26 protein-coding genes and 1 pseudogene are annotated in these 20674 nt (G+C 73.0%); 5 read left to right on the forward strand and 22 right to left on the reverse strand.

Annotated features, from left to right (window positions below; genetic code table 11):
• Positions 1–51 precede the first annotated feature (51 nt).
• Positions 52–630, reverse strand: coding sequence for a TetR/AcrR family transcriptional regulator (locus tag CLV40_RS22965; RefSeq protein WP_104481044.1), 579 nt, complete (start codon positions 628–630; stop codon positions 52–54).
• Positions 631–700: 70 nt separating this feature from the next.
• Here CLV40_RS22965 and CLV40_RS22970 point away from each other — a divergent pair, with 70 nt between their 5' ends.
• Positions 701–1609: an NADP-dependent oxidoreductase gene (locus CLV40_RS22970; RefSeq protein ID WP_104481045.1), complete on the forward strand. Its 909-nt coding sequence runs from the start codon at positions 701–703 to the stop codon at positions 1607–1609.
• A gap of 261 nt (positions 1610–1870) precedes the next feature.
• Here CLV40_RS22970 and CLV40_RS22975 read toward each other — a convergent pair whose 3' ends face one another.
• The 8 genes from CLV40_RS22975 to CLV40_RS23010 all read right to left on the reverse strand — a co-directional run bounded on the left by CLV40_RS22975 (position 1871) and on the right by CLV40_RS23010 (position 7026).
• The gene (locus CLV40_RS22975) at positions 1871–2482 is read right to left on the reverse strand and encodes a hypothetical protein (RefSeq protein WP_104481046.1); all 612 of its coding nucleotides are present in this window, start codon (positions 2480–2482) and stop codon (positions 1871–1873) included.
• 240 nt (positions 2483–2722) lie between these two features.
• A complete protein-coding gene (locus tag CLV40_RS22980; RefSeq protein ID WP_104481047.1) occupies positions 2723–3097 on the reverse strand; it encodes a hypothetical protein in 375 nt (124 codons plus the stop codon).
• Positions 3094–4023, reverse strand: a complete 930-nt coding sequence (locus CLV40_RS22985; protein ID WP_245931492.1) for a metallophosphoesterase family protein — start codon at positions 4021–4023, stop codon at positions 3094–3096. Before CLV40_RS22985 ends, CLV40_RS22980 begins: the two co-directional genes overlap by 4 nt.
• Entirely contained in the window at positions 4020–4409 is a 390-nt protein-coding gene (locus CLV40_RS22990) for a cupredoxin domain-containing protein (protein WP_104481048.1), read from the reverse strand. Before CLV40_RS22990 ends, CLV40_RS22985 begins: the two co-directional genes overlap by 4 nt.
• A gap of 30 nt (positions 4410–4439) precedes the next feature.
• Positions 4440–5072 carry a QcrA and Rieske domain-containing protein gene (locus tag CLV40_RS22995; RefSeq protein ID WP_104481049.1) on the reverse strand — a complete coding sequence of 211 codons (633 nt, stop codon included), beginning with the start codon at positions 5070–5072 and terminating at the stop codon, positions 4440–4442.
• Positions 5072–5641: an RNA polymerase sigma factor gene (locus CLV40_RS23000; protein WP_245931493.1), complete on the reverse strand. Its 570-nt coding sequence runs from the start codon at positions 5639–5641 to the stop codon at positions 5072–5074. Before CLV40_RS23000 ends, CLV40_RS22995 begins: the two co-directional genes overlap by 1 nt.
• A gap of 106 nt (positions 5642–5747) precedes the next feature.
• Positions 5748–6014: a DUF2283 domain-containing protein gene (locus CLV40_RS23005; protein ID WP_146108187.1), complete on the reverse strand. Its 267-nt coding sequence runs from the start codon at positions 6012–6014 to the stop codon at positions 5748–5750.
• Positions 6015–6096: 82 nt separating this feature from the next.
• Complete coding sequence (locus CLV40_RS23010; RefSeq protein ID WP_245931503.1) at positions 6097–7026, reverse strand: NAD-dependent epimerase/dehydratase family protein; 930 nt, start codon at positions 7024–7026, stop codon at positions 6097–6099.
• A gap of 333 nt (positions 7027–7359) precedes the next feature.
• Between CLV40_RS23010 and CLV40_RS23015 the strand changes: the two genes are divergently transcribed.
• From CLV40_RS23015 to CLV40_RS23025, 3 genes are read left to right on the forward strand one after another with little or no spacing between them, the layout of a single operon-like run.
• Positions 7360–7902: a sigma-70 family RNA polymerase sigma factor gene (locus CLV40_RS23015; RefSeq protein WP_104481052.1), complete on the forward strand. Its 543-nt coding sequence runs from the start codon at positions 7360–7362 to the stop codon at positions 7900–7902.
• The gene (locus tag CLV40_RS23020) at positions 7899–8453 is read left to right on the forward strand and encodes a hypothetical protein (RefSeq protein ID WP_146108189.1); all 555 of its coding nucleotides are present in this window, start codon (positions 7899–7901) and stop codon (positions 8451–8453) included. The genes CLV40_RS23015 and CLV40_RS23020 overlap by 4 nt, the downstream gene beginning before the upstream one ends.
• A gap of 29 nt (positions 8454–8482) precedes the next feature.
• Entirely contained in the window at positions 8483–8839 is a 357-nt protein-coding gene (locus tag CLV40_RS23025; protein WP_104481054.1) for a hypothetical protein, read from the forward strand.
• A gap of 175 nt (positions 8840–9014) precedes the next feature.
• Here CLV40_RS23025 and CLV40_RS23030 read toward each other — a convergent pair whose 3' ends face one another.
• The 7 genes and pseudogenes from CLV40_RS23030 to CLV40_RS40875 all read right to left on the reverse strand — a co-directional run.
• Positions 9015–9398, reverse strand: a complete 384-nt coding sequence (locus tag CLV40_RS23030; RefSeq protein ID WP_104481055.1) for an Imm32 family immunity protein — start codon at positions 9396–9398, stop codon at positions 9015–9017.
• A gap of 67 nt (positions 9399–9465) precedes the next feature.
• A complete protein-coding gene (locus tag CLV40_RS23035) occupies positions 9466–10596 on the reverse strand; it encodes an FAD-dependent oxidoreductase (RefSeq protein ID WP_104481056.1) in 1131 nt (376 codons plus the stop codon).
• Positions 10597–10861: 265 nt separating this feature from the next.
• Complete coding sequence (locus CLV40_RS23040) at positions 10862–12013, reverse strand: glycosyltransferase 87 family protein (protein ID WP_104481057.1); 1152 nt, start codon at positions 12011–12013, stop codon at positions 10862–10864.
• A 92-nt stretch (positions 12014–12105) separates the two neighbouring features.
• A complete protein-coding gene (locus CLV40_RS23045; RefSeq protein ID WP_104481058.1) occupies positions 12106–12756 on the reverse strand; it encodes a response regulator in 651 nt (216 codons plus the stop codon).
• Positions 12753–13961: a sensor histidine kinase gene (locus tag CLV40_RS23050; protein ID WP_104481059.1), complete on the reverse strand. Its 1209-nt coding sequence runs from the start codon at positions 13959–13961 to the stop codon at positions 12753–12755. Before CLV40_RS23050 ends, CLV40_RS23045 begins: the two co-directional genes overlap by 4 nt.
• Before the next feature lie 155 nt (positions 13962–14116).
• Positions 14117–14758: a response regulator gene (locus CLV40_RS23055; RefSeq protein ID WP_104481060.1), complete on the reverse strand. Its 642-nt coding sequence runs from the start codon at positions 14756–14758 to the stop codon at positions 14117–14119.
• 31 nt (positions 14759–14789) lie between these two features.
• Positions 14790–15437, reverse strand: a pseudogene (locus tag CLV40_RS40875) (sensor histidine kinase); the annotation flags it as partial.
• Here CLV40_RS40875 and CLV40_RS39030 point away from each other — a divergent pair.
• Positions 15364–15537, forward strand: coding sequence for a hypothetical protein (locus CLV40_RS39030; RefSeq protein WP_219824073.1), 174 nt, complete (start codon positions 15364–15366; stop codon positions 15535–15537). The pseudogene CLV40_RS40875 and the gene CLV40_RS39030 sit on opposite strands and share 74 nt — an antisense overlap.
• Positions 15538–15826: 289 nt before the next feature.
• On the opposite strand, the gene CLV40_RS39035 is transcribed toward CLV40_RS39030, so the two are convergent.
• The 6 genes from CLV40_RS39035 to CLV40_RS23090 form a co-directional block, all read right to left on the reverse strand.
• Positions 15827–16138 (reverse strand): hypothetical protein, encoded by a 312-nt coding sequence (locus tag CLV40_RS39035; RefSeq protein WP_219824074.1) that lies wholly within the window; start codon positions 16136–16138, stop codon positions 15827–15829.
• 78 nt (positions 16139–16216) lie between these two features.
• Positions 16217–16807, reverse strand: coding sequence for a hypothetical protein (locus CLV40_RS39040; RefSeq protein ID WP_219824075.1), 591 nt, complete (start codon positions 16805–16807; stop codon positions 16217–16219).
• 37 nt (positions 16808–16844) lie between these two features.
• Positions 16845–17480: a response regulator gene (locus CLV40_RS23075; protein WP_104481061.1), complete on the reverse strand. Its 636-nt coding sequence runs from the start codon at positions 17478–17480 to the stop codon at positions 16845–16847.
• Positions 17477–18751 carry a sensor histidine kinase gene (locus CLV40_RS23080; protein ID WP_104481119.1) on the reverse strand — a complete coding sequence of 425 codons (1275 nt, stop codon included), beginning with the start codon at positions 18749–18751 and terminating at the stop codon, positions 17477–17479. The genes CLV40_RS23075 and CLV40_RS23080 overlap by 4 nt, the downstream gene beginning before the upstream one ends.
• Positions 18752–18782: 31 nt before the next feature.
• Positions 18783–19523: an ABC transporter permease gene (locus tag CLV40_RS23085; protein ID WP_104481120.1), complete on the reverse strand. Its 741-nt coding sequence runs from the start codon at positions 19521–19523 to the stop codon at positions 18783–18785.
• 127 nt (positions 19524–19650) lie between these two features.
• Positions 19651–20559 carry an ABC transporter ATP-binding protein gene (locus CLV40_RS23090; protein ID WP_104481062.1) on the reverse strand — a complete coding sequence of 303 codons (909 nt, stop codon included), beginning with the start codon at positions 20557–20559 and terminating at the stop codon, positions 19651–19653.
• Positions 20560–20674: the final 115 nt, after the last annotated feature.

Consider the following 20674-nt stretch of genomic DNA (forward strand, 5'->3'; position numbering starts at 1 on the left):
CGCCCATCGTATCGACCGGCGGCACGCCGATTTCGCGGTGGCCGGGCGGGGTCACCCGGCGCGCGAGGCCGCCCAGGCCGCGTCGACCATCCGGAAGACCTCGTCCACGGCGGCGTCCGGGTCGGGCGCGGCGCGGGCCAGCGCGTGGGCGTCGACGACGAACCGCGCGATCGCCCTGGCCGCCGTCGGGGTGCGCGCCAGGGCGGTGTCGGCGGCGATGGCGGCGGCGAGGGACTCGGCGTGGCGCAGCCGCATCGCCCCCTCGTACTCCCGCAGGGCGGGCGAGGAGTCGATCAGGCGCCAGACCGGGGCCGCGCCGGGGGCGGCGCAGTGCCGGACCAGGTCCCGGATCGTCAAGCGCAGGGCGGGGATGAGCGGTTCGTCCGGCGCGCGGTCGGTGACCGCGCGGACGAGGCGCTGTTCGAAGTCCTCGTCGCGCTCGAAGACCAGGGCCTCCTTCGAGGCGAAGTGCGCGAAGAGCGTGGTGACGGCGACGTCGGCCTCGGCGGCCACGTCGCGGATGCCCACGGCGTCGTAGCCGCGCGCCAGGAAGAGCCGCAGGGCGGTGTCGGCGATCTTCTGGCGGGTCGCGGCCTTCTTGCGCTCGCGACGCCCGGGCGGCGAGGTCACGGCAGGATGCTATCAGCTCCAAAAACGGAACGGGTACAAAACCCTAACCGTTAGTGTTACGGTCGGCGGTATGCGGAAAGTGAGCTTCGCCGAGTTCGGCGGTCCGGACGTCCTGCGGCTGGTGGACGCCGAGGAGCCCCACGCGGGGCCCGGTCAGGTGCGTGTCGCGGTGCGGGCGGCGGGGGTGAATCCCGCCGACTGGCGGGTCCGGGAGGGGCAGGTGCTCAAGGCCCACCCGACCGTCCTGCCCGCCGGGGTCGGGCAGGACGCCGCCGGGGTGGTCGACGAGGTCGGGGCGGGCACCGAGGGGGTGGCGGTCGGCGACCGGGTGTTCGGCCGGGGTTCGAGCACCTACGCCGAGTTCGCGGTGCTGTCGGCCTGGGCGCGGATTCCCGACGGGCTGTCGTTCGAGGAGGCGGCCGGGTACCCGTCCGTGGTGGAGACCGCGCTGCGGATCATCCGGGAGGTGGGGGTGCGGCCGGAGCAGACGCTGCTGGTCAGCGGAGCGTCGGGGGGTGTCGGGTCGGCGGTGCTGCAGATCGCGCGTGACCGCGGCATCGCGGTGATCGGCACGGCCGGGGCGGCGAACCAGGACTACCTGCGCGGTCTGGGTGCCGTGGCCACGACGTACGGGGCGGGCTGGGTCGAGCGGGTGCGGGCCCTGGGGCGGGTCGACGCGGCGCTCGACCTGGCGGGGTCGGGGGTGATCCGGGAGTTGGTCGAGCTGACCGGGGACCCGCGCGCGGTCGTGTCGATCGCCGACCTCGGCGCGCCGGGGCACGGTGTCCGGTTCTCCGGCACGACCGGGGACGTGCCCGCCGCGCTCGTCGAAGCCGTCGACCTCATCACCCGGGGGCGGCTCCACATCCCGGTCGAAAAGACGTATCCGCTGGCCGAGGCCGCGGCGGCACACGTCGACAGCCAGGCGGGCCACACCCGCGGCCGCCGGGTGGTGGTCGTCGGACCGGACCAGGACTAGCGCCTCACCTGGACACCGACCACGTCCCTGGCCGCGTCACCGAATCGCTCCCGCCGCCCAGGCGCCTCGCCTGCCACGCCGAAGCGCGACTGCCCCCGGGGCGAGCGAAGGCCAAGCGCTGGCCGGCACGTCCGGCAGACGCTATCCGCGCCCGCGCGATCCCCGACCGCACGAGCGGAAAGCACAAGGAAACCCGGTACGCGCGGCTCCCCACCAACCCGCCCGGAGACCGGGCGGATCACGAATCCCGCCGGACCGCGGCTAGGTCGCCTTGATCCGGACCGCGTCGCCCCAGCCGCTGTAGGCGCAGGAGACCTCGAGGAGTCCGGCCGCGTTGCGGATGCGGGCGTTGTAGTAGGTGAGCCGGTCGCTCTGGTCGATCCAGGCGTCCAGCTCGGCCTTGTCGATCGGGTAGGCCGTCGGGCGGGTGTCGGCGGCGGGCGCGCCGAGCACCTGGCCGCTCAGGCGGGAGAGGTCGAGGTCGACCGAGTACTGCTCCTCACCGGCGGGGCGGGGCTTGCGGCTGTGGTCGCCGAGCTTGCCCGCCTCGGCGATCCGGGCGACGACCCGGCGGGGGTCGACCTCGCTGAGCCCGCCGAGCATCTGGGCGAGCAGGGACACCGACTCGTCGGTGTCCGCCGGGTCCAGCCTGATCCAGTCTTCCTCGCCGGCGCCGTGGGCCAGGACGCGGCCGTCGAGCACGACCAGGTCCCAGGTCTCGTTGGGCATCTTGACCGTGCCGCGCAGGTCCTCGGTGCCGAGGTTCACGGTCCCCTCGGCGGTGTAGCCCCAGCTCCGGCCACGCACGTCGGCGCTGAACCTGACCGACCCGCCCGCGTTGCCCGCGTCCAGCGCGCGTATGAGGGCGGTCATGTCGGCGTACCGCTTCGGTGGTGCGGTTGTGGTTGCCGTGGTCGGCGTTGTCGATGTGGTGGTGGTCGCCGCCGGAGGCCGTGACGACACCGGCGCGGATCGCGGCGGCGGCGCCGTCGAGCACCCGACCACCAAGCCCACCACGGCGGCACCCGCGATCAACAGTCCACTTCGCACTGTCCACTCTCCCCAGTCCTGCGGCGCCGGACCATACCAGGGAAGTCGCGCGCGAACCCGGGCCTAGCGGTTCAAGCGCTTGCGGTACAGGACATCGGCGGTGAGGAGCGCCAGGACGGCGAACTCGGCGATGACACTCAGCAACGCCTCGGGCGCGGGTTGTAGACCGCTCTCGGTGAAGCCGAACAGACCCACGGTCCGCGACAGCACGAACCCCACGAGGGCCCCGCCCGCCGCGCCCGCGGCGGCGAGGCGCAGCAGCAGGAGGTCCGTGCAGGGGAGCAGAACGGCCAGCGCGAGGGACGCGGCGGCCTGGAGGAGGAAGGCGGGGCCGATCACGGCCAGCGCCCGGTAGCCGTGGAGGTAGAGGTCGGCGTGGACGAGTCCGGCGCCGAGCAGGGCGACCGCGGCGGCGACGCGCAGGATGAAGGAGGTCATGCGAGCCTCACGTCCTTGACCGCGAGCGGCTGCGGGCCCTGCCGGTAGGTGACCTCGCGGATGCCGAGCGCGTCGGCGAGTTGGCCCGCGGGCAGGGTCACCGGCGCGGGCGCGGGCGCGGTGCCGGGTTTGGGCAGCGGGTAGGCGGTGGTGGTGGCGCTGTGGAAGGTCACGTTGCCCTCGGTCTTGGTGAACAGCTGGTGCACGTGCCCGTTGAGGCAGGTGACCGACGCGAACCGGCGCAGCAGGTTCAGCACCTGACCGGCGTCGTCGGTGCCCCAGCCCCACTGCGGGTACATCGCGAACAGCGGGATGTGGCTGAACACGACGATCGGGGTGTCCGACGACAGGCCCGCGACGTCCTTGCGGACGAACTCGACCTGGTCGACGCCGAGGTGCCCGAGCTTCTCCAGGTTCAGCGTGTTGACCAGGGCGATGAAGTGCGCGCCCTTCAGGTCGAAGCTGTACCAGCCGTCGCCGGTCGAGCCCTTCCCGAAGGCCGCGCGGTACTTCTGGCCCGCGTCGTCGACGGAGTCGTGCTCGCCGGGGACGGTGAACAGCCCGCCCGCGCGGATGCCGCCCATCATCTGCCGCACCTGGTCGAACTGGGCGGGCGTGGACAGGTGGGTCAGGTCCCCGGTGTGGATGACGAAGTCCGGCCGGTACGGCAGCGCGTTGACCTGGTCGACGGCGCGGTGGAACGAGTCGGTCACCGCGGTGTTGGCCGCGCCGGTGAAGCCGATGTGGCTGTCGCTGACCTGGACGAACCGCAGCGCGTTCGGGTCGTCGGGGACGGGCGCGTCGGGGGTGTGGATGTGGCTGATCACCTCACCGGCCGCGACGGTGAGCACGACCGCGGCGCCGAACCACGCGGTGTGCCGCAGGAGTTGCCGCCGGGTCATGCCGTCCGGGTCCGGCTCGTTCACGGCGTCACCTCGACGGTGCCGGTCATGAACGGGTGGATCGTGCACAGGTAGTCGAAGTGGCCCGGGGTGGTGAAGGTGTAGCGGAAGGTGTCGCCGCTGTTCATGGTCGGCGACTTGAGCGGCCCGCCGCCGTTGCTGGTGACGGTGTGCGGCTCGGTGTCGCCGTTGGTCCAGGTGACGGTGGTACCCGCCTTGACCGTCACCAGCGGGGGCGCGAACGCGAAGTCCTTGATGGACACCGTGTTCGTGGCGACCGGGGCCGCGGGTGCCGCCGGCGTGCTCGGCATGTCCATTCCGGACGGTTGGGCCGGTGTCCCGCAGGCGGTCAGGGCCAGCGCGGCGCAGGCCATCAGCGAGAGGCGTTGCGCGGCAACCAATGTCTTCATGCCAAGGGGTACGGGAGCGGGTTACACGGGTCAGGCGGGCGTCGTCGGGATGAAGACCTCGACCTGACCGCCGGACTCGCGCACCAGCAGCTTGGGCAGCGGCCGCGGCTGGGCGGGGAGTTGGTGGCGCAGCACCACGCCGTCGACGGCGAACGACGTGCGGTGGCACGGGCAGTCCAGTTCCCGGGTCGCCGCGGCGAGCTTGAGCTTGCAGCCCAGGTGCGTGCACACCCCGGACACGCCGCGCACCTGTCCGCCCACGCGCTCGACGAAACCCGACAGCACGCCGACGTCGAACGGGCGCACCCCGCCCTCGGGCAGGTCGCGGCCCGCGACGACCGCGCGCCACTCCCCCGTCTCCGGCACGACAGTCGCGGGGGTCTCGGCGGTGGGGGCGGTGTCGACGACCAGCCGGTCGACCGCGACCCCGACCGCGGCCGACGCCGCGGCGACGGAGGTGAACTGGACGAACCGCCGCCGCCCCCGGTCGGCCTCGGGTTCGAGCTCCCGACCCAGCCGAGCGCGCAACGCCTCGACGAACTTCTCGTCGGGCGGGCCTTGGTCGACGCCCGCGGCGCGCAACAGCACCTCGGCGCGCTTGTCCGCCGCCTCCTGGTCGCCCACGGGCCCGCGGCGGCGACCGCGGGCGAATCGACCGGACATCACGTCTCCACTCCGCCCGCGACCTCGCCCGCTCGCCGGACCGCCCGGTGCTGCAACACCTTCGCGTTCGCCACCGTCACACCCAACCGCGCCGCGACCTCCTTGAGCGAGCAGCCTTGCAGGAACCGCAGCCGCAGCACCAGCGCGTACCGCTCGGGGAGCGCGGCGAGGATGCGCTCGGCCCGCTCGCCCGCGCGGGCGTCGACCAGGTCGGGCACCGCCTCGGCCACGTCCCGCTCGTCGTCGAAGGTGGTGATCTCCCGGCCCAGCGTCCGGCGCCAGTGCTCGGCCAGCACCGTCCGCGACGTGGCCACCAGGTACGTCCGCACCTCGCCGACACTGGCCGACAACCGCAACGGCCGCAACGCGCGCAGGAACACCTCCCCGGTCAGGTCCTCCGCGTCGGCCCGGTTGCCGACCCGGGAGAAGATCAGCCGGAACACCCGGTCGACGTTGTCCCGGTACACCGACTCCCAGTCCGGGTACGGCTCGGCGGACACCACCCGCAGCCGCGCCCGACCCCCGTCCGAACCGCCTGGCCCCCGCCGGGCGGGCAAGCGCCGCCCCATCCCGCTCCCCTCTCCCCGGTGGACTCCCTCCGGCAAGGGATAGGGGCAAGGGTTACACCGGCGGGTCGAGACCAGGCGGGCAAGGCGGATACCCGCGCGACGAGCCCTATTCCGAGGGCTCGTCCGCGGACAGCAGCGCCGCGCTGAGGCCCGCGCTCGCGCCGATCACCTCGATCCCGGCGATCCTGCCGTCCGCGTCGAGGTCGAAGACGACGTCGAACGCCCCAGGCGGGTTCTGGACCAAGACCTGGCGGAGGTACGGTCCCTCGCCACCGGAACCGGACAGATCGAGATAGCTCGCGTCGGCCACCGGGTCGTAGGTGAACGGGACGAGCTTCGCCACCATCCCGTCGTCAGGCACCGCGTCCGCCACGGATCAACCCCCTCGATCTCGACTCGCGGCGAAGGCTAGTGCCGCGAAGCTCCGCCACGAACCGAATTCCCGAGCGCGGGCGTCACATCCCCGATCCGGGGCGCGCGGCGGCGATCGTGTCGCGGAAGGCGCGGTCGAGGTCGCCGCCCGGGACGCCCAGGGCTCGGCACGGTGACTCGTCCAGGTACAGCTCCGACATCAGCAGATCGGGCACCCAGGTCGCGCCAAGGCCGGGTTCGCGGCCCGCCAGGCGGTAGCGCAGGCCGGTGGCGCGCAGTACCGCGCGCAGCACGGCGGGTGGGAGGCGGCGCACGGTCGGCGATCCGCGCCTGCCCGCCGCGACGGCGAGGCGGGCGACCAGGTCCCGCCACGTGAGGTTCGCGTCCACCACCGGGTACGGGCCCTCCGCCGCGCGCTCGAGGGCGGCGACGGCGGCTCGACCGACGGTCGTCGCCGAGACGACGGCCGTGCCCCCGGGGTGGGCCACCAGCGGCAACCGGGACCGCAGCCACGGGACGGCGGGCGCCCACATCGAGCGGCGGCCGTCGGCCGAACCGAACACCAGCGGGATCTCCAGCACCGCGCCCGAGTACCGCGCCGCGAGGTCGATCTGGCCCAACCGGCTGCGGACGTACGGGTGGTGCTCGGCGAGCCGCCAGTCCGGGTGGGCGCGGTGCAGTGCCGTGAAGTAGGAACCGCAGATGACCACCCGGCGGCACTCGGCCACCCGCGCCGCCACCAGGAAGCGGCGCAGGGGCTCGACGTTGGCGTCGTGGTAGAAGCGGTCGGCCGGGGCTCGGGGGATCTCGCGGTCGTCGGCGCCGGTGGCCCAGACCACCCCGTCGACCCCGTCGAGCCTCGGGGCCCACTCGCTCACGGACAGTCGCCGGACGTCACCGGGAACCGACGCATTCCCGCGCGCCAGGGTGTCCGCCTCGTGACCGCGCCTCCCCAACTCCGCGACGACGTGCTGCCCGAGCAAACCGGTGCCACCCACAACGAGTACGCGCATCGTCACCCGCCCACTCTCACAGCGGTTCGCGGCGCGGGCAATCCGCCGGACGATGATGTCGAACCGGACTATGTGGACATCGACCCCGGGTGTGAACGGGCAGTCGAGATGCCCGAAGAGGCACACTTCGGTCGCGGGAATATCCGCCATTCAACGATCTGCCGAAGTGAACCCGTTGTCCCACAACAGATCCAGCACCTCATACGACCGAATGGCGCCCGAGGTTGCCCGGTGTGGGCTGATCGACGACAGCCATCCACAGTGAACCCGAGGCGTCTTATATCCGTGTCAGCAGTGAGGTTGACGCAACGGTGACGGACTGGGGAGTCGGAGATGGTGCGGCTGTTCGCCTCCGCCAGGACCGCGAGAGCGGACGAGGCGCTGGTCCGCGCGCTGCACGGGGAACACGGCCCGTCACTGCTCGCCTACGCCACGCGGCTCACCGGTGACCGCGCGGCGGCGGAGGACGTGGTCCAGGAGGCCTTCGTGCGGGCGTGGCGCAACGCGGGCGCCCTGGCCGCGGCGCCGGACACGGTGCGTGCCTGGCTGTTCACCGTGGCCCGCAACCTCGTCGTCGACCGGGCCCGCGCGCTCGCCGCCCGACCCGCCGAGGTGACCGAACTCGCCCCCGCCGACCCGGTCCTGCACGACCACGCCCAGCGCGTGGTCGACTCGATGAGCGTGCTCGCGGCCATCGACCGGCTCTCGGCGGACCACCGCCGCGTGCTGGTCGAGATCTACTTCCACGACCGCAGCGTCGCCGACGCCGCGCGGGCACTGGGGGTCGCGCCGGGCACCGTCAAGTCACGCTCGCACTACGCGGTCCGGGCGTTGCGCGCGGTGCTGGCGGGCCAACCCGAGTGGGCGGCGACGTGAGCGCGCCGCGCGACGGCGAGGAGCCGCGCGCCGACGACCTCCTCTGGCAGCGGACGCTGCGGCAGATCCGCGCGGAGGCCGCCGCCCGTCGCACCCGGAACCTGGCGGTGGCCGCCGCGGTCGTGGTGCTGGCGGGTGTCGCCGTGCTCGTGAGCCGGGTGGGCGGCGCGCCCGTCGAGGCGCGGCGGACACCGGTTCCCGAGTACGCGACCTCCGCCCCGGCGGTCGGGGACCTCGCGGTCCGCTCGACCACGTGGACGATCGTCCCGTCGAGAACTCCGGGCGCCACCACGAAGCCCGTCACCACCGCGCAGGCACCCACCGGGAGACCGGTGTCGGAGGTACGCGCGGAAGCCACCGCCACTCCCGTTCAGGGCGATTCGGGAGTGGGGGTGCGCGTGTCCGGGGTGGTGCCCGGCACGCCAAGCCGGTTGTCCGTCGTCGGACCCGACGACAACCGGTCCGAGGCCGCGCGGTGGGTGTCTTCCACGGCCACCGCGCGGCCCTCGGGTCCCGCCTGCCCCGCATCGTCCACTTCGGAGGGACCGTGACGGCACCCGCCCACCGACCGAGGAGAACCGTGAGCACCCCGGAACATCCCGACAGCCCGCTGGCGCGGGCCCCCGGCGACGGCACGGCGATGCGCGCGGCGATCACCGGCGTCGTCAAGCTGATCGACCACGTCCGCGCCGACCGGACCGCCATCGACCCGGGGTCCGGCGCCCGGCTGCTGGTCGCGCTGCGCGAACTGCGGGACGAGGCCGTCGGCTGGCAGACCCGCGCCGTCCCGGTGGGCGCCGACGACGCGGGTCGCCGCGCGGAGAACGACGACCTGACCTTCGCGGTCGTGCTCGACGGTTACGTCGACGCGCTGGGCACCGCGATCGACACGGTGTCCGCGGCGATGGCCGCCCACCGGAGCGCGGGCCCGCGCTGAGCGCCCCGCACCCCGACCACGGGGCGACGCCCTCGCCGCCCCCTCCCCGCCGAACCGGGGGAGGACGACGAAGTCGCCCCCCGGCAAGGCTCCGGGACGGATAGCCCCATCCGTCCCGGTCGGCGCGGCCGTCGCGGCACTCCCCCCTTCCGCGGCGGCCGCGCCCCTTTCGACGTCAGGGGAACTCGATGACGAACGGGATCGAGTCGGGCCCGCACAACGGGTGGTCGATCGGGAGGTGTTCGACGTGCTGGTGGTGGTTGTCGAGCGCCTCCTGGGCGACGTGCTCGAACGTGGCCGCGATGGTGTCGAACGCCCACGGCCCACCGGTGAAGCGGACGACCCGGCGGTCGGCGGACTCGCTCACCACCAGGGGCCCGTCGGTGACGGCGTGTTCGAGGCGGTCCACGACGTAGTCGTACGGATCCGGGTCTCCCGACGCGAGATCGAGGCTTCCGCTCGCGGTCCGCAGGTGCCCACCGAGCCACTCCAGCGCCGCTCGGGAACCCGAGATCGACAGGAACGGTGCCGACGCCTCCCCGACAACCCGAATCTCCACCGGACCCCCTCGCAAAACCGGGCGATTCCCCCGTAAAACAGTCAGTACAGGACCGGACGTCGACAGCTCACCGCGACCGCACGTAGTCGTTGAACATGTCGATCATGGCCTGGGGCACGTCGTCGCCGAACAGGCTCGCCAGGATGACGGCGTCCTCGACGGGCGTCGCGAGGCGGGTGAACATGGCCCGCTCGTGCTCGGTGATGGCGGCCTCGACGTCGCCGGGGTGGGCGGCCACGGCCGCGCCGAGTTCCGCGCCGTCGAGCATGGCCAGGTTGGCGCCCTCGCCGTCCGGGACCGCGAGGTGGGCGGCGTCACCGACGAGGGTCACCCCCGGCACCCGGTTCCACCGGTGGCGGGCGGGCAACGCGTAGCTCGGCCGCCACAGCGGCGCCGTGTCGGCGTCGGTGATCAGCGCGGTCAGCTCCGGCGCCCACCCGTCGAACTCCCCCGCCACGCGCGCGGCGGCCTCGGCGGGGTCGGTGAAGTCGATGGCCTCGAACCACTCCAGCGGGCGGTCGAGCGAGATGTAGGCGTGCAGGGTGTCGCCGCGTTCGCGGTGGACGTGGATCCCCTTGTCCGGCGCGGGAACCATCAGCGACCCACCCCCGACCACCTTCGCGGCCAGGGGATGCCGCGTGTCGGCGGCGAAGAGGTACGTCTCGACGAACGAGGTACCGGAGTACTCGGGCGCAGCGGGCGAGAGCAGGGGGCGGACCCGCGACCAGGCGCCGTCCGCGCCGACGAGCAGGTTCGTGGTGGCGGTGGTGCCGTCGGCGAAGGTCACCTCGTGGCGACCGCCGCCCAGCGGGTTCGCGCCGGTGACTTTGCGCCCCCAGCGGACCGTGCCGTCGGGGAGGGAGTCGAGCAGCATCCGCCGCAGTTCACCGCGCTGCACCTCGGGACGCCCACCGGTGCCGTCGTCGGCCTTGTCGAGCAGCAAGGTCCCGTCCTGCTGAAGAACCCGCATGGCTTGGCGGCCATCGAGGATGAGGCCACGGAACTCGTCCATCAATCCGGCCGCGGCCACGGCGAGTTGACCGTTGTAGTCGTGGATGTCGAGCATCCCACCCTGCGCACGCGCGGACGGGGACTCCTCGGCCTCGTACACCGCGGCCGGGATGCCGTGCACGCACAGCACTCGGGCCAGCGTGAGGCCGCCGAGCCCAGCGCCGATGATCGTAACGGGTTCGCGCATGTCGCCACTCCAGGTTTGGTCGAAGTCGTGAACTCCACCAACCTTGACGCCCACCGCCGGCACCCCGCGCACACGACGCCGGCAGGGCTCTGACAGCCCCTGTCCGCCACTGTCAGAGCCGCGCCTTACGCACATTTCCGTCCATCAAAGACAAGCTCGGCTCCCGATTCCCCGGCGACGACCGGACAACCGCGGCCAAGCGCCGCGGCGTGAGCCGCCACCAAGTCGCCTCCCGACTCAACACCGCCACCCGCCACCTCGTCGACTACCTGGTGGACGACTCCCTACGGCAAGCGGCCTGACCGGTAGGGCGCCTGGCCTTGCCGCTGCTCACAGCGATCAGGGCGCAGGCGGCGGTGAGGAGTGCGAGCAGGTAGGCGTTGCCGAAGACGGCCCGCGGGAGGTCCCAGGCCCGCTCGTCGCCCGCCGGGACCGCGTTGATCGTCCATCCGGTGAAGAGGAAGGCCGTGGCCAAGGCCAGGGTGTGTTTTCGCCGCTGCCAGAGGAGGCCGATGGCGGGGACGACCCAGACCCAGTGGTGGGTCCAGGAAATCGGGCTGATCAGGAGCGAGCACCCCGCGGTGGCCAGGAGGGCGACGCGGTCGTCGGGCAGGCGTCGCACCAGCCAGGCGGTTGTGAGGACGAAGGCGGCAGTGGCGCCGATGACCAGGAAGGTCGCTTGTGGACCGTCGGGGAAGGTGCGCGCGACGAAGGCCTGCCAGGATTGGTTCCCCACCCAGCCCTTCGCGTCGGCGAAGTGGCGGTTGAACATCGCGGTCGTCATGTAGTGGATCGAGTCCGCGGGTAAGACGAGGAAGCCGAGACCCGTGGCGACGACGAACGCGGCCAGGGCACGAGCAGCGTCGGCGACACGCCTGGTCAACAGCAGGTGGGCGATGAAGATGAGCGGGATCAGCTTGATGGCGGCCACGATACCGATCGCGACACCGCAGTAGCGCGAGCCTCCGAGGAGGAGTACATCGGCCACCACGGCGGCCATCAAGATGAGGTTCACCTGTCCCAATCCGATGCTCTGCCACACCGGTTGCAGCGCGAACGCGGCGATGAGCGGGAGAGGGCTGGTGGTGAAGGGGCGGAGCGAGACGTGGAGGGCGGGTGCGGCGGCCAGCGAGAGGACACCCCAGCACAGTTGCGGGGGCAGAGCGGAGAACGGGGCGAAAACCATTGCCGCGAAAGGCGTATAGGTGAAGGGAAGATCCGGCGACCAAGCGGGAATCGCGGATAGGTGGGCGTAGAGGGATTGCCCGTGGAGTACGGCATAACCACCCGCGCGGTACACCGCCGAGTCGATGCCCAGCGGGGTGTCGGCAAGCCAGCAGAAGACGGCGAGCGCGGTCGTGACGGCGCCGACGGTGATCGTCGTGGCGTGGACGCGCAGGGCGGTAGACCAGTCCATGCGGCCACAATGCTCGGCGCGCCTCAGGAAAACATCGCGCGGTGGTGCGCATTCGGCGGGACTACCCCGGTACGCCCACCCCTACCCCGGTACTAGTCGACACCGGGCACCACCAGACCCGCCTCGTACGCGACCACCACGGCCTGCGCGCGGTCCCGGACGCCGAGCTTGGTGAAGATCCGGCTGACGTGGGACTTCACGGTCTGCTCGGCGATCACCAGGGACGCGGCGATCTCGCCGTTGGACAGGCCGCGGGCCACGAGGCGCAGGACGTCGGTCTCGCGGGCGGTCAGGTCGGCCAGCCGGGCGGCACTGACCGGGGTCGACGCGCGGGCGAACTCGCCGATGAGGCGGCGGGTGATGGTCGGGGCGAAGAGGGCGTTGCCCGCGGCGACCATCCGGACGGCGGTGACCAGGTCGTCGAGGGGCGCGTCCTTGAGCAGGAACCCGCTGGCGCCCGCGCGCAGCCCGCCGAAGACGTACTCGTCGATGTCGAAGGTGGTGAGCATCAGGACCCTGGTGTCGTGGTCGGCGACCACCCGTCGGGTCGCCTCCAGGCCGTCGAGCACGGGCATCCGCACGTCCATCAGGACCACGTCCGGCGCGAGGTCCGCGCACAGCGCGACGGCGACGGCCCCGTCCGGCGCCTCGCCGACGACCCGCATGTCGGGTTGGGCGTCGAGCACGGCGCGGAAGCTCTGCCGGACCATGGTCTGGTCGTCGGCGATGACCACCGAGATCACTGCTCGTCCTCCAGTGGCACGGTCAGGGCGACCCGGAAACCGCCGTCCGGCCGGGGCCGCGCCTCGAGGTCCGCGGCGAGCACAGCGGCCCGTTCGCGCATGCCGACCAGGCCGTGACCGGCGCCGTCCTGGCGCGGACCCGACCCGTCACCGGGACCGTTGTCGACGACCAAGCGGACCGCACCGGGTTCGGTGACCAGCTCGACGGTCACCGGCGCGCCGGGCGCGTGCCGGATCGCGTTGCTCAGCGCCTCTTGGGCTATCCGGCACACCGACAGCGCGACCCCGGTCGGCACGGCCGCCAAGTCTCCGCGAACGTCGAGGTCACAAGAAGTACCCGCGGTCCGGACGCGGTCGACCAGGTCGCCGATCGCGGTCAATCCCGGCTGCGGGACCAGGAGGGTGTCGTGGTCGTCGGAGCGCAGGACGCCGAGGAGCCTGCGCAGTTCGGTGAGGCCCTCGCGGGCCGTGCCCGCCAGGTCGGCGAACTCGCGGCGCGCGTCGTCGTCGAGGCCGGGGAACCGGTACCGGGCCGAGTCCGCGCGGACGGCGAGGACGGACATGTGGTGGGCGACGACGTCGTGCAGCTCGCGGGCGATGCCGGTCCGCGCCGCCACCAGCGCGGCCCGCGCCTCCTCGGCGAGCCCGCGCTCCCGGTCCGCCGCCCTGGCCCGCTCGGCCACCCGGCGCTGGCGGACGGCGTTGCCGAGGAAGAACGGGATCGCGCCGAGCACCACGGCGAACGCGGCGTCGCGCCAGTCGGTCGGGAACGGGATGACGGCGGCGGCGGAGAAGAGACCCGCGCAAGCCACCGCGAGCTGGTCGTTGTTGGCGCCGACGAGCGCGAAGACGAGCGCGGCGACCATGGCCAGCCCCGGAGGCCACGGCCAACCCCAGAAGCCGACCAGGGTGGACGGGAGCAGCGGCGTCACGACGATGCCCACGACCAGAGCGCGCCAAGCCCACAGCGACGAGCGCGTGGCGAGCAGGCACGGGACCAGGGTGAGGAGGCCGTTGACGACGAGGGTGCCGCGCGGCGCGGACCCGGCGGCCATCGACACGAAAGCCGCCCAGAGTCCGTAGCCGAGGACGGCGAGCACGCGCAGCCGGTGCAACGCGGTGGATCGGCTCGTGGCGCGACCGGTTCCGGTGAGGACGGTGTGCCGCAACACACCCAACCACACCCGTGCGCGCTGCTCGATCATCCGACCACCCCTCCCCCACCATACGGTTCGCGGACGAGACGGCTCAGGCGCGCCGGTCGAGTCGAAGCCGGAACGCGCGCACACCGGCGGACGAGGGCGGTCGAGAACCTGGTCGACTCACGGATCCGCATGCGAGCGGGGCCGACCCGGTCACCTCACCGGTCGGGTGGGCGGGGCGTGCGGATCCCGCGTTCGTAGGCGGTCGCCACGGCGGCGGCGCGGTCGGTGACCTCCAGTTTCGCGTAGAGGTGGGTCAGGTGCGTCTTGACCGTGGCCTCACTGATGAACAGGGTCCTGGCGATCTCCCGGTTCGTCGTTCCCCGCGCCACCAGCGCCGGCACGTCGAGTTCGCGCGCGCTCAGGGGGCGGTGCCCGACCGGGGCGCGGATCCCCTCGACCAGGCGCGCGGCGATGGCCGGGGAGAGCACGGTCCGGTTCTCCGCCGCGGCCCGGACGGCCTCGAACAGCTCGTCGCGGTGGGCGGCTTCGCGCAGGTAGCCGGTGGCGCCCGCCTTGATCGCCGGGATCACGTCGGCATCGGTGTCGTAGGTGGTCAGGACCAGGCCCCGGCACCGGAGGCCGCGCGCGGTCAGCTCGCGGATCGCCGCCACCCCACCGCCTTCCGGCATCCGCGGGTCCATCAGCACGACGTCCGGGTCGAGCCGCTGGGCCATGGCCACCGCCTCCGCGCCGCCCGCGGCCGCCCCGAGCACCTCGAAGTCCGGGGCGGCGGCGAACATGCCGTGCGGGCCGTTGCGGACGACGGGGTGGTCGTCGACCAGCAGCAGGGTGATCATCGGCGGACCGCGGGGACCCGGCCGAGACCGCGGTGCCCGCGCCCGGTTCGGACTCGATGTCGACCACACCGCCGACCCGGGAGGCGCGCAGCCGCATGCCTGCCAGGCCGAAGCCGCCGCCGTCGCCGGGGTGGGGCGGGGTGGTCGGGTCGAACCCGCTGCCGTTGTCGCGGACGTCCAGGGTGACCTCGTCGTCGCCGTAGGAGAGGGTGACGCCGACGCGTTCGGCCCGCGCGTGCTCGGCGACGTTGTTCAGGGCTTCCTCCGTGATCCGCAACAGGGTCGACTCGATCTCCTCGTGCAGGGGCTCCCCGGTGCCCACGACCGTGAGGTCCAGGCGGGCCGCGGCGGTGGTGGACCAGCGGTCGACCGTTTCCCGCAGCGCCTCGGGCAGGGTGCGGTTCTCCAGCGCGCCCGGGGTGAGGTCGTGCACCGACCGGCGGGCCTCGCCGAGGCTGTGGACGGCCAGGCCGAGCGCCCTCTCCGTGTGCGCGCGCGAGGTGGGGCCGTCGGTGTCGAGGGCGGCTTGGAGCTGGGTGACGACACCGACCACGCCCTGGACCATGGTGTCGTGCAGGTCGGCCGCCAGACGGCGGCGCTCCGCGGTGACACCGGCTTCGCGCGCCCGCGCGACGAGCCTGGCCTGGAGCGCGGAGTTCTCGTCGAGGGCCCGCGCCAGGGCGAACGCGAGCGCGGTCCGCACCGCGAAGTACACGACCGGCCCGGGCCGCGCCAGCTGCCAGCACACCGCCGCCGCGACCAGCGCCGCGGCGACGTAGACCTCCGTCGGGGACATCAGCGTGCGCGCCGTCGCGCCGTCGCGGCGGCGGCGACGGCGCTCAGGGCGAGCAGCGCGTACGGCCCCCACCGGAGGAACCGGGTCCACCCCGCCTCGGCTGTCACGCGTCCACCATGCCCGATCACTCCCAGCGGAACCAGCGGATCGCGGCGGCGAGCAGCACGACTGTCCACAGTGTCAGGACGACCAACGGCGACCACGGCCGGTCGCCGAGCGCGGTGTCGGTCAGGGCCTGCGCGGCGGCGCCGAACGGGGTCAGGGCGACGACGTCAGGGAGGTGGTGGACCCGGAACGTAGACGCCCGCAGTGAACTGCGTAGGGTGGCGGGCCGGGCCGGGGTCATCCGCAGCCCGCGCAGGACGCCGCGTTCGCGGTAGCCGGTCAGGGGTGCTCGGGAGGGTCAGCAGGCCCGCCGCGCCGAGGGCCACGAGGACGATTCCGGGCATGGCGAACCCGATCGCCTCCCGATAGCCCGGGATCAGGCCGAACCCGAGGAGCAGCAGCGATGGGAAGGCGAGCACCCAGAACAACGCCCCGGGCTCGCGCAGGAACAGCCTGGCCTCGACCTTGAACACGGACACCACGACATCGTGGCGCCCCGCGCGGACCGGGACCATCGTCAGACGCGCTCAACCCGCCATCGGCCAGTCGGATGATGGTCAGTACGGGCGGCCGCGGTAGAAGGACTCCCTGCGAGGGCGGGGGTGGACGTCGTGCGCGTGCGCGGCGGCGGAGCGATCCGCGGGCATCGACCTGTCCGCCAACTCCTGGAGCTTCGCCAAACCCGCGAGAACCTCATCGCGGTGGGCGGCGACCTTCATCCACCGCGGCAGGCGGGCGAACAGGGACATGGTCGGGCGGAGCGCGCCGCGTTCCCGGTGCCGGGCGGCGAGGTACTCGGCGAGTTCGGTGACGTGCTCGGCGTTGTACGCCCACAGGATCCGGCCCGCGCAGCGGACCTGGAGCCACAGCGGCTGCCCGAAGAACGGGTCCTCCGTGCCGCCGAGCGTCGCGCCGTACAGCGCGCCACCCCTGAACTCGGCCTCCCACTCGGCGACGACACCGCAGCCCGCGCAGACCAGGCGGCGCGGGCGGTACTGGTATTCGGTGTAGTAGCGGAGTTCCGGCAGCCCGGGCCGGGTCACCGCCGACGCGCGGCCACCGCAGCGCGGGCAGACGACCAGGATGGTGCCCGCGAACCGGGACAGCCGCCAGCCGCGGTCGCGGTGACGGGCCGGGTCATCGTGCACAGTGGACACTGTGCCACCCCGGACCGGTCGCGGAAAGTCAGTTCTCGACCGAAGGCGAGATGTAACCGCGCGCGATGGCCGTGGTCACGGCCGAAGTGCGGTCGTTGACGCCCAGTTTCGAGTAGACGTGCAGCAGGTGGGTCTTGACGGTGGCCTCGCTGATGAACAGCTGCCTGGCGGCCTCGCGGTTCGTCGAGCCGCGGGCGATGAGTTCGAGCACCTCGAGTTCGCGCTGGGAGAGCGGTTCCGCGGCCGGGCGGCGGATCTGCCCCATGAGGCGGGTGGCCACGGTGGGCGCGAGGATCGCCTCACCCCGGGCGGCGGCCTCCACGGCGCGGAAGAGCTCTTCGCGGGGCGCGTCCTTGAGCAGGTAGCCGGTGGCGCCCGCCTCGATGGCGGCGAGGACGTCGGCGTCGGTGTCGTAGGTGGTCAGGACCAGGACCCGCGCCGGGACGCCGCGCTCGGTCAGCTCCTTGATGGCGGTGACGCCGTCGGTGTTGGGCATGCGCAGGTCCATGAGGATCACGTCCGGCCGCAGCGCCGCGCCCGCGGCGATGGCCTCGGCGCCGTCGGCCGCCTCGCCCAGGACGGTGAAGCGGGGGTCGGCGCTGAACATGCCGCGCAGGCCGTCGCGCACGACGGGGTGGTCGTCGACGATCAACAGCGAGATCACCGCGCGCCCTCCACCCCGATGGCGGGCACGGTCGCCGACACGGCGGTACCGCCGCCCGGCTCGGACTCGATGTCCAGCCTGCCCGCGAGCCGCTGGACGCGGTGGCGCATCCCGGCGATGCCGAACCCGCCGTCGGTGGAACCGTTGGCGCGCCTGGTGTTCGGCTCGAAACCCACTCCGTCGTCGCGCACGTCGAGCGTCACCAGGTCCTCCATGTAGGACAGGGTGAGCCCGACCCGGCCCGCCTTGGCGTGCTTGGCGACGTTCGCCAGGGCTTCCTGCGCGGTCCGCAGCAGCGCCACCTCGATGTCGGCGCGCAGCGGGCGGGCGTGGCCGGTGGTGGTCAGCACCGCGGCGACGTGGTTGACCTCCGCCCAGCGCTTGGTCACCTCGCTGATCGCGTCGGGCAACCGGGCCTCGGCGAGCACCGAGGGCTCGACCGCGTGCACGGTGCGGCGGGCCTCGGTGAGGCTCTCGCGGGCCAGGTTCGTCGCGGCCGTGAGGTGCCTGCGCGAGGTCGGCCGGTCGCCCAGGGTCTGCTCGGCGGCCTGGAGCTGGGTGAGGACGCCCGCCAGGCCCTGGGCCAGGGTGTCGTGGATCTCCCTGGCCATCCGCTGCCGCTCGTCGAGCACCCCGGCCTCGCGGGCCTGGACCAGCAGCTGGGCGTGCAGGGCCGCGTTCTCCGCGAGCGCGGCCTCCAGCTTGGCGTTGGCCACGTGCAGCTCGGCCAGCGCCCGCTTCTGCCGGACGTTGCGCACCAGCGCCATCTCGGTGAAGTGCGCGAACACCCCGGCCAGCACCATGGTGATCAGGCCGAGGACCAGCCACGCCCACCAGTCGTCCGGGCCGACCCGGCCACCGAGGTACGACGCCGCCGCGATCAGCGCCGTGCCCGCGACCCCGGCGTAGCGCCAGTGGCCCACCAGGTACCGGAAGGCGTGGGCGTAGCCGATGAGGTTGAAGAAGGCGTACCAGGGCGCGATCACGACCAGGTTCGCCGACAGCACCAGCAGGCCGACGTAGTAGACGACCATGAGCGGGCGGTTGTCGTGCCACCGCGGGTTCAGGGTGTGGAACCACAGCAGCCAGAGCGCGGCCGCCGCGCTGAGCGCGAGCACGGGCACGACCGGCACCGGCACCCGCCAGACCTGCTGGACCAGCGTGATCAGGGCGCTGACGGCCAGCAGGAAGTACGGCAGGACGCCGTAGACCCTGGCCTGGTCCCGTTCCCAGCGGTCGTACTCCGCCCGCAACTCGGCCTCGATGCTCACCATCCCACCCTCCCCGTCCTGACCGACGCCATCATTCCCAGCGGAAGTACCGCCCGGCCAACCCACCCGCCACGATCGTCCACCCCAGCATGACCGCCAGGTGCAGCGGCTGCGGCCAGTGACCGAGCGCGGCGTCGCGCAGCGCCTGCACGCCCGCGCCGAGCGGGGTCAGGTCGCTGATCCGGCGCAGCACCGCCCCCATCGCCTCGCGCGGCACCCACAGGCCCGCGAAGAACAGGATGGGGAAGAACAGCACGGTGCCGATGGCGCCCGCGCTCTTGCCCGTCGGCGCCAGCGCGGCCACGAGCAGGCCGATGGCGAACATCGCGAGCGCGGCCAGCGCGTACCCGACGAGGTAGCCGAGCGGCTGCTGGGGCAGCCGGACGTCGAACGCCAGCCTGCCGACGGCCAGCACGACGGCCGTGGTGGCGGCGGACAGGATCGTGGCCATGAGCAGCTGCGCGCCGAGCAGGACGACCGGTTTGACCGGTGTGGTCCGCATGCGCCGCAGCGCGCCCTTCTCTCGGTAGGTGGTGAACTGCTGGGGCAGGCCGCTGATCGCGAACATGGTGATGGCCATGGCGATGAGGATCGGCGCGTAGAGGTCGATGCCCCGCGCGCCGCCGAGCGCCGGGTCGGCCTGGCGCATCGACGGGATGGACCCGAGGATCACCAGCAGCACGGGCGGGAAGGCCAGCGCGAAGAACACGGCCATGGGTTCGCGGAAGAACAGCTTGGTCTCGGTGGCGGTCAGCCGGACGAGCGCGGACAAGGTCATCTCCTCGAAATCGGGTCGGACGCGGTGGCAGCCCGATCGGGCGTGGTGCCTCGCGAGCCCGCGACAACGCGCGCCCGCTCCCCCTTCAGGGCACCGCGCCCGATCGGGCGGGCAAGGGGTGTCAGGGTTCGATGGGACGGCCGGTGAGGGCCACGAAGGCGTCGTCGAGAGTGGTCTGTTCCACCCGCAGGTCGGCGGCGATGACGTGCTCGCGCGCCAGGACGGTGGTGATCGCCAGCAGCAGGTTCCCGGTGCCGGTGACGACGAGTTGGCTGCCCGCGCGTTCGACGGCGGTGACCTCGGGCAGGGCCGTCAGCACCGCGTGGTCCAGCGGGCCGGAGGGGCGGAAGCGGATCCGCTGCCGGTCGTCGACCTTGGCGACCAGGCCCGCCGGGGTGTCGATGGCGACGAGACGGCCCGCGTCGATCACGGCGAGCCGGTCGCAGAGCCGCTCCGCCTCCTCCATGAAGTGCGTGACCAGCAGGATCGTGACGCCGCGCGCCCGGACGCGCTCGATCAGGTCCCACACGTCGCGGCGGGCCTGGGGGTCGAGTCCGGTGGTCAGCTCGTCGAGCACCGCGACCCGGGGGTCGCCGACCAGGGCCAGGGCGATGGACAGGCGCTGCTTCTGGCCGCCGGAGAGCTGCTTGAAGCGGGTGCCGAGCTTGTCGGTGAGGTTGAGGGTGTCCGCCAGTTCGCGCCAGTCGACGGGGGCGCGGTAGAAGGAGCTGTAGAGCTCCAGCGCCTCGTCGACGCGGAGCTTGTCCGGCAGCTCGCTCTCCTGCAGCTGCGCGCCGAGCACCTGCCGCAGGTCGGCCTCGTCGCGGCGCGGGTCCAGGCCGCACACCCGGATGACGCCGTCGTCGGGGGTGCGCAGCCCCTCGACGCACTCGACGGTCGTGGTCTTGCCCGCGCCGTTGGGGCCGAGGATGCCGAAGATCTCGCCCTCGTCGACGGTGAAGCCGACACCGTCCACGGCCGTGTGGTCGCCGTAGCGCTTGACGAGGTTGTCGACCTGGATGATTGCCATGCCACCAGCGTGGCGCGCGGCACGGGGTCGGCGGATCGACCGCGGAGCGGTGCTTCCGAGATCATCGGGTGGAGGCGCGCATCAACCGATCGGTTGATGCGCGCCTCCACCCCGC

The sequence above is a fragment of the Actinokineospora auranticolor genome, assembly GCF_002934265.1.
GTDB classification, from domain to species: domain Bacteria; phylum Actinomycetota; class Actinomycetes; order Mycobacteriales; family Pseudonocardiaceae; genus Actinokineospora; species Actinokineospora auranticolor.